This is a genomic window from Rhizobium herbae, from assembly GCF_017873135.1.
Classification (GTDB): domain Bacteria; phylum Pseudomonadota; class Alphaproteobacteria; order Rhizobiales; family Rhizobiaceae; genus Pararhizobium; species Pararhizobium herbae.
The window spans coordinates 129,050-142,936 of sequence record NZ_JAGGJV010000012.1 but is presented as its reverse complement, the minus strand read 5'-3'; the positions used below and the strand labels follow the sequence as shown (position 1 = coordinate 142,936).

Annotated in this window: 13 protein-coding genes; 2 read left to right on the top strand and 11 right to left on the bottom strand. The window is 60.6% G+C overall.

The genetic code is table 11. The annotated features are described in order from the left end of the window. Positions 1 to 11: 11 nt before the first annotated feature. On the bottom strand, positions 12 to 911 hold the full coding sequence (gene folD / locus J2Z75_RS26745; protein WP_209856692.1) for a bifunctional methylenetetrahydrofolate dehydrogenase/methenyltetrahydrofolate cyclohydrolase FolD: 900 nt from the start codon (positions 909 to 911) through the stop codon (positions 12 to 14). Between the two features lie 224 nt (positions 912 to 1,135). After that, positions 1,136 to 3,238, bottom strand: coding sequence for a GumC family protein (locus J2Z75_RS26740; protein ID WP_209856690.1), 2,103 nt, complete (start codon positions 3,236 to 3,238; stop codon positions 1,136 to 1,138). A gap of 184 nt (positions 3,239 to 3,422) precedes the next feature. Here J2Z75_RS26740 and J2Z75_RS26735 point away from each other — a divergent pair, with 184 nt between their 5' ends. Further along, positions 3,423 to 4,688, top strand: coding sequence for a lipopolysaccharide biosynthesis protein (locus J2Z75_RS26735; protein ID WP_209856688.1), 1,266 nt, complete (start codon positions 3,423 to 3,425; stop codon positions 4,686 to 4,688). A 5-nt stretch (positions 4,689 to 4,693) separates the two neighbouring features. On the opposite strand, the gene J2Z75_RS26730 is transcribed toward J2Z75_RS26735, so the two are convergent. From J2Z75_RS26730 to J2Z75_RS26720, 3 genes are read right to left on the bottom strand one after another with little or no spacing between them, the layout of a single operon-like run. Next, the gene (locus J2Z75_RS26730) at positions 4,694 to 5,572 is read right to left on the bottom strand and encodes a DUF6492 family protein (protein ID WP_209856687.1); all 879 of its coding nucleotides are present in this window, start codon (positions 5,570 to 5,572) and stop codon (positions 4,694 to 4,696) included. Positions 5,573 to 5,583: 11 nt separating this feature from the next. Beyond that, positions 5,584 to 6,399: a WecB/TagA/CpsF family glycosyltransferase gene (locus J2Z75_RS26725; protein ID WP_209856685.1), complete on the bottom strand. Its 816-nt coding sequence runs from the start codon at positions 6,397 to 6,399 to the stop codon at positions 5,584 to 5,586. Beyond that, positions 6,396 to 7,679: a glycosyltransferase gene (locus J2Z75_RS26720; RefSeq protein ID WP_209856682.1), complete on the bottom strand. Its 1,284-nt coding sequence runs from the start codon at positions 7,677 to 7,679 to the stop codon at positions 6,396 to 6,398. The genes J2Z75_RS26725 and J2Z75_RS26720 overlap by 4 nt, the downstream gene beginning before the upstream one ends. A gap of 160 nt (positions 7,680 to 7,839) precedes the next feature. Between J2Z75_RS26720 and J2Z75_RS26715 the strand changes: the two genes are divergently transcribed. Next, positions 7,840 to 8,829 (top strand): glycosyltransferase family 2 protein, encoded by a 990-nt coding sequence (locus tag J2Z75_RS26715; protein WP_209856680.1) that lies wholly within the window; start codon positions 7,840 to 7,842, stop codon positions 8,827 to 8,829. A gap of 18 nt (positions 8,830 to 8,847) precedes the next feature. Here J2Z75_RS26715 and J2Z75_RS26710 read toward each other — a convergent pair whose 3' ends face one another. The 6 genes from J2Z75_RS26710 to flhA form a co-directional block, all read right to left on the bottom strand. Then, a complete protein-coding gene (locus tag J2Z75_RS26710; protein ID WP_209856678.1) occupies positions 8,848 to 9,417 on the bottom strand; it encodes a hypothetical protein in 570 nt (189 codons plus the stop codon). Continuing rightward, entirely contained in the window at positions 9,417 to 9,785 is a 369-nt protein-coding gene (locus J2Z75_RS26705; RefSeq protein WP_209856675.1) for a hypothetical protein, read from the bottom strand. The genes J2Z75_RS26710 and J2Z75_RS26705 overlap by 1 nt, the downstream gene beginning before the upstream one ends. Positions 9,786 to 9,891: 106 nt before the next feature. Continuing rightward, a complete protein-coding gene (locus J2Z75_RS26700) occupies positions 9,892 to 10,458 on the bottom strand; it encodes a rod-binding protein (protein WP_209856673.1) in 567 nt (188 codons plus the stop codon). Positions 10,459 to 10,579: 121 nt separating this feature from the next. After that, positions 10,580 to 10,996 carry a hypothetical protein gene (locus J2Z75_RS26695; protein ID WP_209856671.1) on the bottom strand — a complete coding sequence of 139 codons (417 nt, stop codon included), beginning with the start codon at positions 10,994 to 10,996 and terminating at the stop codon, positions 10,580 to 10,582. A 2-nt stretch (positions 10,997 to 10,998) separates the two neighbouring features. After that, positions 10,999 to 11,751, bottom strand: coding sequence for a flagellar biosynthetic protein FliR (gene fliR, locus J2Z75_RS26690; protein ID WP_209856669.1), 753 nt, complete (start codon positions 11,749 to 11,751; stop codon positions 10,999 to 11,001). Beyond that, positions 11,748 to 13,835 carry a flagellar biosynthesis protein FlhA gene (flhA, locus tag J2Z75_RS26685; protein ID WP_209856667.1) on the bottom strand — a complete coding sequence of 696 codons (2,088 nt, stop codon included), beginning with the start codon at positions 13,833 to 13,835 and terminating at the stop codon, positions 11,748 to 11,750. Before flhA ends, fliR begins: the two co-directional genes overlap by 4 nt. Positions 13,836 to 13,887 lie beyond the last annotated feature (52 nt).

Here is a 13,887-nt window from a genome sequence, read left to right as displayed (position 1 = left end):
TGTTCGCCGGATTAGAACTTCGGCGCGGTCTTGCCGGCTTTGCGGTAGGCTGCAATCACGGTGTTGGCCATCAGCATAGCGATGGTCATCGGGCCGACGCCGCCGGGAACCGGAGTAATGACAGCGGCCACCTCGGCGCACTCCTCGAAGGCGACGTCCCCGACTAGGCGGGACTTGCCCTCGCCCCGTTCAGGTGCCGCAATGCGGTTGATGCCGACATCGATGACCGTCGCACCGGGCTTGACCCAATCGGCCTTGACCATTTCCGGGCGGCCGACGGCTGCAACCAGAATATCGGCGTTGCGGCAGACAGCGGCCAAGTCCCTGGTGCGCGAATGGGCGATGGTCACCGTCGCGTTAGCTGCCAGCAGCAGCTGCGCCATCGGTTTGCCGAACAGGTTGGAACGGCCGATGACGACGGCGTTGAGGCCGGAGAGATCCTCGCCATGGGTGCGCTTGACGAAGACCATGGCACCGGCGGGTGTGCAGGACACGAGGCCGCCATCGAGATCACCGGTCGCCAGTTTGCCGGCATTGACGACATGCAGGCCGTCGACGTCCTTTTCCGGCAGGATCGACTGGATGATCGGCTCGGAATTGAGGTGCTTCGGCAGCGGCAGCTGCACGAGAATACCGTGCAGGCTTTCGTCCTTGTTCAGGGTCTGGACCAGGGCGGCCAGCTCTTCCTGCGTTGTCTCCTCCGGCAGCGTATGCTGAACCGAGGTGAAGCCGCATTCCTTGGCCATCTTGCTCTTGGAGGAAACATAGGCATGGCTTGCCGGATCGTTGCCGACGATGACGACGGCAAGGCCGGTCTTGACACCGGCCTGATCCTTCAGCGCCTGCGACGCGGTTTTCACGGCATCGATCACCGACGCTGCAACTTGCTTGCCATCAATCACGGTCGTCACGGTGTTCTCCCAAATTCTCGTTTGTTCTGTTTCACTCTAGTTTCAGCAAAAAATACCGGTGGCCTCAATGCGTCCTATGCTGTCCAGATCGAATAAATTCAAGGCCGGTTCAAGGATGGTGGCGCGGAAACGCAGCCGGGGAGCGATTTTCTTGCATTGCTGAGGAAATGAACCCGATGGGCCGCTCGGAGCGAGCCCTTTCGTTCCGAGACAAGAACAGTCAACTAGCGCCGGCCGCCGGTTCGCAGCTTGGCATAATGCTCGACGCGGGAACGCAGAGCGCGCAAATCCTCTTGAACCTGCGCGATATTGTCATCGTCTCCATCATTGTCCTGCATCCGGCGAAGATAATCGCGGAGACCTGTCGATGCCGCGTCGTCGCGCTGAGGAAAGGCCGAGAGCGCTGCTGCCGAGGCCGCAGCGTGATGCACGGATGGCGTGCGCAGCCGGTATTCCATCGGTGCAGGCATGGGGTCATCAACGTATTGCGGCGTTCCAGGGCCATCCGGATGATGATCGCCCTGTCCGGGCGGATCGCGTTGCGGAACAACGGCCGCCGGCCGGCTGGACCGTTGAAGCAGATCCTTGAGGCTCCGATAGGCGCCGAGCGCGATGCCCAATCCGACGCCTGCCATGAAACCTGCAATCATGCCGCCGATCGCGATCAGCTTGCGCGAGGGGCCGGTGGCCTGAAGCGGCGGCTGGGCCGACGAAATCACCCGGATGTTCTTCGAGGTCAGCTTCTCTTCCTGGCCGGTTTCGCTTGCCCGTTTCAGGAAGGATTCGTAGATCATCCGCGTCGCATTGGCCTTGCGCTCCAGTTCGCGCAATTCGATGAAGCCGGTCGACGAATTGACCTGCTGCGCCTTCTGGACGGCAAGCTGCTGGACAAGATCCTTCTCTGTCCGGATCGCCCGATCCAGTTCGGTCTGAGCCGTCGCCTCGATGCGGCGAAGCTCGTTGCCGATTTCCGAGCGAGCGACCTCGAGCGACTGGACGGCCGCGAGCCTCTGGGGATGACGCGGGCCGAGGCTTGCATCCAGAGAACTCAACTGCGCACGCGCCTGGGAATATTGCTTGCGCAATTCCTGCAGCGTCACCGAGCTGACTTCCTCGGGGAATGCGCCGCTGAGCACGTCGTTCAGCTGGGTTTTCGTGGCAACGTCAGCCTTTGCTCTTGCATCGGCGATACGGCTGCGCACCGCGCCCACCTGATCGTTCAGGGTCAGCAACTGCTTGTCGGAAATCAGCTCGCCGTCAGCCCCGACAATGTCGTGTTCGGCCTTGTATTTCTCGACTGCGTTTTCCGCCGTATCCAATTCCTTGCGCAGATCGGTCAGGCGGCTGTCGAGAGCGGCCGTCGTCCGCTGGAAGAAGCCGGATTGCGCCGCCTGTTCTTCGTTCAGAAAGGTGGCAACGAGGCGATTGGCGATCAACGCCGACTTGGCCGGATCCCGGCTCTTGACCTCGATAGTGACGATGAAGGTTTTCGGATCGCGTGACACGGTGACCGCGTCGCTCAATTTTTCCAGCGTTCGCGGATTGACCCCGGACGCCGGCGCCGGCTGCGCTTTGCCGGGGGAAACGATGTCGCGGATGACCTCTATGCCAGCTGCCAGGCCGCCTTTGCTTGCCGACACGCCGCCGAATTCAGGATCGCGGTCGAGCCCCATATCGATGGCGACCTTTTCCAGAACCGTGCGCGACCGCAACACTTCGAGCTGGCTGTCGACCAGCGCCAGGATCGCTTCCGTCGCCAGGCTCTCCTTGGACAGGTCCGAATCCGTCAGCCGCACTTCGCGCGGGTCGACATAGAGCTTGCTTTCCGCAACATAGACGCTCGGGGTCGATATCGCGAGAAGCGCGCCGCCGATAGCGCCGACGACCGTCAGCGCCACGATTGTCTTGCGAAGCTGCCAGACGGAGGTCAGGATCGTGGCGAGATCGATCAGCGGCCGATCCCGCTGTTCTGTATAGGTTTCGTGCCTCTCCGCCGCGGAATATGCGGGGGCGCTATCCTGCTTCTGGATTCCCCGTACCGACTGCGTTTTACCGATCCCGAACCAGCCGGCCAAGCGACCTGCGGTGGGTTTCGATGATCCTGTGGCGCGCGGGTGAGCGGACTGCTTGCCGTTTTCAGACTGCGGCGGTTGCGGCTGGGCGGCCGGCTTGGCAAGGCGGTCCAGCAGTTCGCTGGCATTGCGCGCGACGGGAGCGCTGACACGCGCCGACGTTCGGGAACGCCGCGGCGTCTCCACCTCGTTCGACGCAAGGTCGACGGGGGAGCGACGTGCCACAGTCCGTTTGTTGTCTTCCGGATCGAACATCAATGCCTGCAAACGCCCGCAATTGGGCAAAGTGACGAATTGTGAACGAAGCTTAAGTTTTTGTGGAAAACAAACCGTTAACAAGCGTTGGTTCTCATGCCGGCAAATGCTGCAAAGCGGTCGGTTCAAACCGCTCATTAAGCTTTAGAGGCTAGAAACGGGACAGCACATCTGGACCCCGCTCGTGATCGACTTCGCCAAGACCCTCTATGCGCGCCACAGCGGCGTCATTCACGCCTACATCTCGATGACAAGCGGGTCGGCGGGCCGGCTTGTGCTGTCGCTTGTCTATTTCATCTGCATCGCCAACGGGCTTTCGATCGCCGAGTTCGGCCTGTTCGCCACGGCGTCCGCCGCCGGCATCATGATTTCTCGGGTTCTTGCCTTCGGCTTCATGTCGCCGCTTTACCGGGTGGCTACCGTCAAACCCTTGCTGGTGGGCACCTATAGCGCCGGATTTGTCGCCGGCGCCCTGGTATCGCTGCCGCTGTTGGCGGTCCTGTGCCTTGCGATCTACTACGCCGTCTTCGACCGCGATATGGCACTTTCCGTTTTCCTGGCCTTCATGGCTGCGGAAATCATCTGCTGGCGCGGGCTGGAGGTCGTCGTCATCGTCCTCAACGGCCTCGGCCGCTTTGGCCGCGCAGCACTTCTGGTGGTGATCGGCACCGGCATCCGCACTGCGGCCGCGCTGGCCTTTTCGCTGTCGCACTGGACATCGCTCGGGACGTGGTCGCTGTTCTATCTTGCCGCCAATGTGCTCTCCTTGCTGATCGCCATCGTCTGGTTCTTTCCCAAGGTGCGGCTGCGCTGGCGGCCGGAGCTGTATATCCGCCGCTGGGCGGATTCCGTTACCGTCGCCGGTGCCGAGGTGCTTTTCTATATCCAGTCGGAATTCGACAAGATCGCGGTTCTGGCCATCGGCGGGCCGGAGGTTTCGGGCATCTATGCGATCATCATGCGGCTTGCCGACCTGACGGCGCTGCCGGTGCGTTCGTTCAATACGCTGCTGGTCCAGAAGATCATGCGAACGCCGGGCACGATTTCGTCCTGGCGCACCCGGCTGACGATCGAATCTTTGGTGGCGGCGATATCCTTCCTGGCGATCACCGCCATGGCGGTCTATCTCTGTATCTTCCCACGCGGGCTTGGAAACAACGTCGCGCAAGCAGCGCCTTACCTGATGGCAGTGCTGCTGGTGCCGTCATTCCGCAACCTTGTCGAATATCACTCGGAATTGCTCTATGCGACAGGCCGGACGGTGCGCCGGATGGTCAATCTGGTGATTGCCGGGATCGTCAAGGTTGCCCTGCTCGCTGTAGTCTTCAAAGCCAGTACGGATGTCGCCTACTGGGCGCCGCTGCTCAACGGCGTCTATCTGGCGCTCTATGGCGCGTCCTTCGCCCTCACCTACAGCGCGCTGCGCCGCGAAACGGGCCGGGTAATTTAAAGCGATCAGGCGGCGCGTTCGAGAACGGCGTTGCGAATGTCGGCGAGATCGTGCCCGACAAACGACTGCACGCCGATACCGATCTGGTGCGGCGCCATCTCGCCCATGAAATGCCTGAGCCCGCCGATGTCGCGCGTATAGCTGTCGTCGAACCAGAGAACGTGGCAGAGCCCATCGGGCGACGCGGCATGCCCCTCGCCCATCAGCACCTCATCGACGAAACGGCCGTAGATCATGCATTCCGAAAACTGACGCGAACGGATCATGGCGCGAATCCAGTTGCGACCGTGCAGCGCCTCGACATGATCGAGCAGCGCCCGGCAGGTGTCGGTGCGCCAGGCAATCAGCGTATTGATATAGTCATTGGCCGGAAGGCTGAACGGGCCGATGCCCAGGAGCCGGTCGGAATGGGCAAGCCATTCGAGGTGGTTGGAGCGCATCCGCTCGCCGATGGCGCCATTCTTGCGATAGAGCGTCAGCCGGTCGCCTTGCCAGAGGGTCGCAGGGTCGAAATCACGCAGGAAGACCACATCGGAATCGACGGCGAACATGGTCGCTTCCCCGATATGCCGGGACAGCGCCAGCCGGCGCAGCTGCTGCACATGCCAGCCGCGCAAGGGCAGGCTATAGGGGCTGATCCAGAGCTTGCGGCGACCGCCCGACATCGGGTCCGGAACGGCGCGCAGCCACCAAGGCAGGAGATCGCTCTCGCTGATGACCTGCCGGCGCGAGCCTTCCAATTGGCGAAACAAGGCAACGTCGAAGGGCGCGACGAGCAGATAATGAACCCAATCGCCCTTCAGCCGCATATCCATGCTCTCGCACAAAAGACGGCAGCGTTCGAAATCATTGGCGTAGGAGGCGGTCACGACAGCTGTGCGCATCTTGGTATCCGTCAGAAAGACCGTGATCCGGCGCGGTGCCCGCCGATCTGCGACGTCTTTTCCCGCCCTCTCAGCTTGTGGCGGAGAATATAGTATATGAACAACGGGTTGCCCAGGAGATAACGGCGCCAGAGACGGCCCGGCTCGTGGACGAGCCGATGCAGCCATTCCAGACGCAGGCGCCGCACGGTCGACGATGCACGCGGCACCTCCTCCGCCATGAAATCGAACAGCGCGCCGACGCTGATGACAAGCCGGGCGTGGCCTGGACCGACATGGCGGTCGATCCATTTCTCCTGTTTCGGGCTGCCCATGGCGATCAGCAGGATGTCCGGCTTGAGCGCACGGACCCTGACCATGACCTCGTCGGATTGGGCCGCATCGAAATAGCCGTCGGCAACCGCAATGAACTCGTGCCAAGGCGCATGTCTGCGGAAATTTTCCGCAGCCCGCGCCAGAACCTCCGGACGGGCGCCGATCATTGCGACACGCCTTGGCGTTGTCATATAGGTCATCAGCGCCGGCACGAAGTCCGTCCCGTTCAGGTTGGCAGGAAAAGTCTTTCCATGGAACAGCCAGGACGCCAGATCGACGCCGTGCCCGTCGGGCAGGACGATGTGGCGATTGAGGACGGCCCGGTACTCCGGATCATGCATCATCAGATTGGCATTGTTGGCGTTGAGGAACGAAATCACCGTCTGCCCGATCGGCAGCGACGAGATTTCGTCGGCAAAGGCGAAGGCATCCGCCCAGCCGAAATCGCAGACCGGCATGTCGAGGATCATGCGTTGCGATGCGACGATCGATGTGCCCGGGAAGACATTCATCGGGATTTCCCTCCCTCATGCACGGCAAAGCCATAGGGCGCGCTGGCCGATTTCTTGTTCATGGATGACGGCTCGGCGAGTTCTACGGCGAAGGTCGGACCGGACACAGCAGCCGGCCTTGCGAAACGGGAAAGGCCCCGTTCCAGCGTCGCGAGAAGCCTGGATTTCTGCGCCTGATGAAAGGCCGCTCCCGACAAGCGCTGACGATTGCCCGCTCGAACCTGTGCGACTTTTTCCGTCAGCAACCGCGCAAAATCAGCGGGATCGTCGGCAACCGCGCAGTTGCCGGGAAGCTCGCCAATGCCGCGCAGCGATGCGTTTGTGGCAACGCTCGGCATGCCGAGTTCGAAAATCTCGATGGTCTTCAACTGGACCCCCGTACCGCCACGGCTGATCAGCGGAACGACAGCGCCGGCTTCGACGAAAGCGCGTGCGTCCGGCACCCGGCCGAGAAAATGGACCCCGGGATGGGTAATTGCCGGCGCGTCCGGCAACTGGCCGGCGATGCCAATCGACATATCGGCCGGCAGCAGCGGCACGACCTTGGACAAAAACCAGTCAAGGCCAATCCTGTTGGCCTGCCAGCTCCAGGTACCGATCAGAGCCAGATCGTATTCCGGCAGCTTTTCAACGCTGGTCACGGGCAGATCCCAGCGCGTCACCAGCGGCAGGACGGCTGCACGATCCGAGACCGTGTAGCCGAATCCGAAACGATCGGCCTCGGCAAAGGTCCAGATCGCCGAGGCGGCCTGGGTCAGCTGTCGCTCGACCTGCTCGAGGTAATGAGCCTCGCGCTTGAACAGCAGCCGTTCCAGCCGCCCGGACGCGGTTGCTGCATTTTCGAGCGCCGAGTCGGCTTCGACATTGTGGGCGATGTAGATCGTCGGATGTTTCTGGAAGACGCCGGCAAAGGCGCCCGGCAATTGCACGGAATTGAGGAGGATCCCGTCGAATGGCAGCAGCCCCTGCAGCAGCGTCTCGATGTGCTCGCCGTCGACGGTCAACATCTTCGCCGAAGACAGGGTCGTGCGCTTGAGAAATGCCGTTGCCAGCCAGCGTAGCTTTGTTGCGGTCCCCACCTTGGCGTTGGTGACTTCGAGTTCGCCGAGGACATGCATGTCACCGCCCGCAGCAGGATTTTGTCCAGGCTGCAGATAGCCGATCACGCTCACCCGGTGGCCGAGGGCGCGAAGACCGTCAAGGACGGCGCGGTTGGCAATGTCGAACCCCGATGAAGGGTTCTCCACCGGCACCAGCGAGGAAACGAAAACCAGATGCATGCTGCCACACGAGACTTGAGAACAACTGCCCGGACTGTAGCAACACGGCGTGAAATGACCTTTAAACCATTCATTCAAAAGCGAATTTGGAAATTTAGCATCTGTTTAGGAAGATTTGCTTTAGTGCTTGTCAGATCTTCGCCTTCAACAGGTTTCCGCCATGACCCCGCCCGACCAGGATGTGACTGTGTTTTGCCAGACGGCGGTGGATGCGGCTGACAGCATCGAATTCGTCGTCACGCTGCCAACATTCCGGCGGCCGGAACATCTGCTGAAAACCCTGAAAACCGTTATTTCACAGGACCCCGGCTGCCCATTCGCGATCGTGGTGATGGAGAACGACGCGAACGGTCTTGAAGGCGCAGAAGCTGCGAAAACGTTCTTTGCCGACCACCGGATCAACGCCCTCGTGGTGATCGCGCACCAGCGCGGAAATTGCCATGCCTATAATGCCGGCTGGAGCATGGCACTCGCCACCTATCCCAACCTTCGGGCCATCGCCGTCATCGACGACGACGAGATTGCCGCCCCCGACTGGCTCGACAGTCTCGTTTCGGTACAGGCACAGACGCGAGCGGATCTGGTGGGCGGGCCGCAACTACCCGATTTCGAAAACAGGGCGCGCAATGATCGCAAGCGACACCCGGTCTTCATGCCCCATTACGACACGACAGGCCCGGTTCCGATCCTTTACTCCTCGGGCAACGTATTGATCACGCGGCCGGTGCTCGACGCCATGCCAAGACCTTTCCTGGATCCGCTTTTCAATTTCATCGGCGGGGGAGACAGCGATTTTTATCGACGCTGCCGCGAGAAGGATTTCACATTCGCCTGGGCGGCAGAAGCCTGGGTTGCCGAGACCATCCCGGCGCGGCGAACGGAAATGTCCTGGATCAGGGCGCGAAGCCTGAGAAACGGGGCAATTTCGGCGCTGCTTGAACACCGCGCCGCGCCCGGCCTTGCCGGCCGCGCCCGGACCGTTGCCAAATCGCTGGCACTTTTGGCAGTTTCGCCTTTTCGTGGCGTCTCGTTGTGGAGGTCAAGCAAGCTGCCATCAGCGGGGCTTTACCACTTCTACGTGGCCTGGGGGCGCCTGATGATGGAGTTCGGTTTCGTCAATGAGCAGTATCGCAACCCGGAAAAAAACTGAGCGACGTCTGCCTTCGGCTCAATGGCCGGCCGCGGCCGCGCGTTTTTCGCTTTCGGGCATCTGATCGTGGGCTGTTTCGCCGTTCTTGTCGACGATCGGCACAGGCTTGCGCTGTTTTTCGTTCGCCGAATTGGCGATACGGGCAACGTCCGTCTTCGACAGATATTCGAGCTGTTCGACAAGCACCCCGAAGATCACTTCGTCGCGAAACTGCTTGTTGAGCCCGTCCTTCACCGCGGTCTTGAAACTCGCAAGGTCAAAGTTGCTGGTGTCAGCCACATTGATGAGCTTCTGGCCAACGAGAATATCGAACAGCGCATTCGTCACCGATTCCTTGAGCGGCACTTCCATATTCTTGGCCTTGGCCTTGTCGACCGAGAATGAAAGTTTGGTGAGGAAGTAGCCCTGCACCGCGCCATCGGCGATCACCGGCACGGTGATCAATTCGCCCGGCACATATTCCTGCAATGCGCGGCGTTCAGCCTCCGCATCCGTTTCCACCGGCGCCGACGCATGCTGGATCGAAAAATAGACGGATCCGAGCGATACGGCGCAAATCCAGACACCGGTGAAAACAAGCTTCAACATCAGAAATCGCCGTAGCGGAACTGCTGTTCGGAATAGATGCCGTCCGCGTCCGCGTCCTGCACTGCAGTTTTCAGAAGATCGACGACCGATCGGCAGGCTTCCATATGCGCATTCACCTTCTGCGAATTCGCCATCAGCTTGGTTTTGATATGACGCGTCTGCGAGACGAAGGACGGCGAAATCTCGTTCGGCGAAGCGTCGCGATGCAACATCGTCAGTTCATACAGGCACCGGCTCTTGCGCGCATTCGACGCCTTCAGATCGAAGCTTGGATCAATGCCGATCCGGGTGTTCTCGTTGTCGAGGATCATTTCGAGACGCCCCAACACGTTCTGGATACGCACGTCACTCGATGCTGCAACTTCCATTATTTGGCTCCCGTTGGCGCTAGCGGCACGCGGGTCTTGGCCCTTGGCGTGACGTGTGCGCGAAACTTCTGTATCTGGCCGGCCCGGGCTATCCGCCCGGACAACCTCAAGCTTGTCCGCTCTTGTCTTCGGTTCCCATGAAATTGGCGACGGCCTTGCGTTCGTATTCCTGCACCATGCTCAGCGCGACATTGTTGTCATTGCCGTCGAGCGATGCGTTCACCCGGTCAGGACCTTCCGAGCCGACGATACGGTCCGTTACCATGCTCTCGGCAATGCCGACGCCGTCGCCCTGCGCCATGACGTTGCCGATCTGCTCGGCCATCATGCTCTTCCACATGTCACCGGCCGTGCCTTTGCCGTAGATCTCTTCGCTTTCGGTGGGCAGCATCGACTTCACGAAGTTCTGCAGCACCATGGCCTCGAACTTGCGGTAGCTCTCCGGAATTTTCTTGGCCTCGGCACGATTGTTGATGTCGCCGAGACTGTTGGTCGCGCTGTCCTGTTTCAGAACTGCGACCGTGTTGGCAAAGCCGTTTCCGTTTTCGGCAAGGCTCGTCGCCTGAAAAGCGGCGCGATTGGCCTTCAGACGCGCCTGTGCTTCCTGCACTTCCGCCGGATCGGCGGCGCGCACGACATCCATCACCAGGTCGCTTGGAGGAGAAATAGCCATGCGGTGTCCCTCTCGGTCACGGAGCCCAAGCGACGCTTGTATCAGCGCCAGCGATAACTCCACAATTTCAGCAGTTTAAACAAGCGGTCCGGACGCACAGACACCCGGCCCTGAAGCCGCACTATGACCGGCCAACCTTACCGGAAGCTGGTGATCCGCTCATCATATGCTGATCGACGAGGTCGTAGATGGCATTGTCGGCCTCGGTGCGGTCCTCCAGGACACGCGCCTCCTTCATGTTTTCCTCCAGCCGGTCGCCCTTGGCCCGTTCCTTGAGAACGCGGGTTTCGTGCCCCTGCTGGATGCCGAGCAGCATCTGGTCCTTCTGCGCAAGACGGCCGAGTTGCGAGGCATAATGCCCGGAAAACATCGCATGCAGCGGGCTTGCAGATCCCATGGCATCGGCCACGACATCGATGGTTTCGGCGAGATCGCGGCGCTGCCTGGCGGTTTCGGCCAATTCGCTTTCCGCCATCTGCTCCAGGTGCCGCTGCACGGCGACGAGGCGCTTGAGTTTTTCCGACCGGCTTTTCGTCATCGCTAGCTCCCTTGCATCATCGGGCCGAAGCCGTCGGCAAACAGCTTCAGCATCGCTGCGATACCGAGATAGAGGAGAAACATACCGCCCATGATCAGGTACGGCAGCGAGATGAAATAGAGCGGCATCTGCGCCGCCAGCTTGTTGACCATGCCGACGGCGACGTTGAACAGAAGGCCATAGATAATGAAGGGGCTGGCCAGCCGCAGCATGATGTAAAACGTCGTCTCCAGCGCGTTGGTGAGGGTGATAAGGACGCCTTGCGGATCGAATCCGGCGCCGAGCGGCATCACCTTGTAGGAATCGACAATGCTCGACAGGATGACGTGGTGGAAATCGAGCATGAACAGAACCATCAAACCGGCAAAGCTGATCAGATTGGTCAGCTGGTTCTCGGCCGTGTCTTCAAGGACATCGGAGGCCGGCGGCGCGTTGAAGCCGATCATCATCGTAATCACGGTGCCGGTGAATTGCAGACCGAGCACGTAGTAGCGGGCGATCAGGCCGATAACGCTGCCGATGACAGTCTCCGTGGCGACGATGTAGATATAGGTATGCCCCTTGCCGGAAATCTGCGGATAGATCTCGTTCCACATGATCGGCAGGACCGCCATCGAGATCGCCAGCGCAACGAAGATGCGGATCTGGACAGATACGCGCGCCGTCGAGAATCCGGGCATGACCATGATGCAGGCGCCGATCCGGCAGAATGCGGCGAAGAGCGCCAGCACTGTGCCTTCCGGATCGGAAATCATGAGATCGAGCCAATGATCTTTATCTCGAGGCCCTTGGCAAGCTCGACATGCGAGAGAACCGGCAATGTTGCAAAAAGACGCTCGATGATCATGCGCACATAAGAGCGGGATTCGGGCGAACTTACCAGTACGAACGGCATGCCGCGGTCGAGATGTTCACGGATAACCTTGGTCGCCTGCTCGCTGAACTCCTCCAGATGGCGCGGGTCGATGTCGAATTCGACAATCTCGCCTTTGGCGTCGCGCTTCAGCGCCTGGTGGAAGACCATGTCCCACTTGTTGCCGAGGCGCAGGACGCGCAGCGTGCCGTTGTCGGCGAGATCGCCGCACAGCTGTTGCGACATGCGCACGCGCACATGCTCGACGATCTGCTCGGTCTTCCTCACATGCGGCGCGAGTTCGGCGACCGCTTCGAGAATCAGATGCAGGTTGCGGATGGAGACGCGCTCGGCAAGCAACAGTTTCAGCACCGCCTGCAGACCGGAATAGGACATGTGCGAGGTGCAGATTTCGTCGGCCAGCTTGCGATATTCCGGATCGAGCCGTTCGATCAGGATCTTCACATCCTTGTAGGAGAGAAGCTGCGGCAGGTTGTTGCGGATGACTTCGGAGAGATGCGTCAGCACCACGGAGACGTTGTCGATCGGATGGAAGCCTTCGCGCTTCAGATCCTCGGTAAAGGTTTCGAGGATCGACACGGCCGGCATGCCGAAAGCGGGCTCGCGGATGTCGTCCCCCGGAACGCTCGGCTTGCGGCCGCCGCCGGTGACAACGATGACTTCGCCGACACGAACCGTGTTCGAGGCAATCGTCGTGCCGTGGATGCGGATGTGATAGGCCTTGTCTGGAATGCTGATGTCATCCGAAACCTTGATTTCCGGAACGATCAGACCGTATTGGCCAGCGAACTTGCGGCGCATCTTGCCGACGCGGAACGCCAGTTCCTGATGCGCGCCGAGAAGACGTGTCGATACCTGCTTGCCCAGCAGCAGTTCGATTTCCGATGTCTTCAGAACCGACTTGACCGAGTCCTTTTCGCTGTCCGTCTTGTGCTGCGCCGTCTGCTGATCCTGATCGCGCTTGAGCTTGTTGGCCGCCTCCAGCTGACGGGGAATTACCCAGCTCAGAAAGGCCATGCCGCCGCCCAGGACAGCAAACGGGACAAAGGGAAGACCCGGCATGAAGGCAAGCATGAGGATAAGACCGGACGCGACCATGAGGGCGCGCGGATAACCGGCAAGCTGGTTGACCACCGCCTGGTCGGTAGAACCCGAGGTGCCGCCGCGCGACACGAGCAGGCCTGCGGCCAGCGATACGATCAGCGCGGGGATCTGGGAAACCAGACCGTCACCAACCGACAGCTTGACAAAAACGTCGGCGGCCTCGCCGATCGACATGTCGTGGCGGACGTAACCGATGATGATGCCGCCGAAGACGTTGATGGCGGTGATCAGCAGGCCGGCGATGGCGTCGCCGCGCACGAACTTCGAGGCACCGTCCATGGAGCCGAAGAACGAGCTTTCCTCTTCCAGCTCGCGCCGGCGGCGTTGCGCTTCCTTCTCGTCGATCAGACCGGCCGAGAGGTCGGCGTCGATCGACATCTGCTTGCCGGGGATGGCATCCAGGGTGAAGCGGGCGCCGACTTCCGCGATACGCGTGGCGCCCTTGGTGATGACGATGAAATTCACCGTGATCAGGATCAAAAAGACGATCAGACCGATGACGAAATCGCCGCCCATGACGAGTTCGGCGAAGCCGGCGATGACGCCACCGGCCGCATCATGTCCCTCATGCCCGTGCGAAAGAATGACGCGCGTCGTCGCGATATTGAGCGACAGGCGGGTCATCGTCGAGATCAGCAGGATGACGGGAAAGGACGAGAAATCCAGCGGCTTCTGGATCCACAGGGAAACCATCAGGATGAGAACGGAGAATGCGATGGAAAAGGCCAGCCCGATGTCGATCAGAAACGGCGGTATCGGCAGAAAGAGGATCGACAGGATCGCTACGATGCCGAGCGCAAAGCCAATATCCCGGCCTTTGGGCGCGACTTTCGGAATGATCAGAGCAGGAGGTTGTGCCATCGGAAATTCCGTCTCTTCATGAGAGGCGGACAGCATTCATACCTGCTGCCCA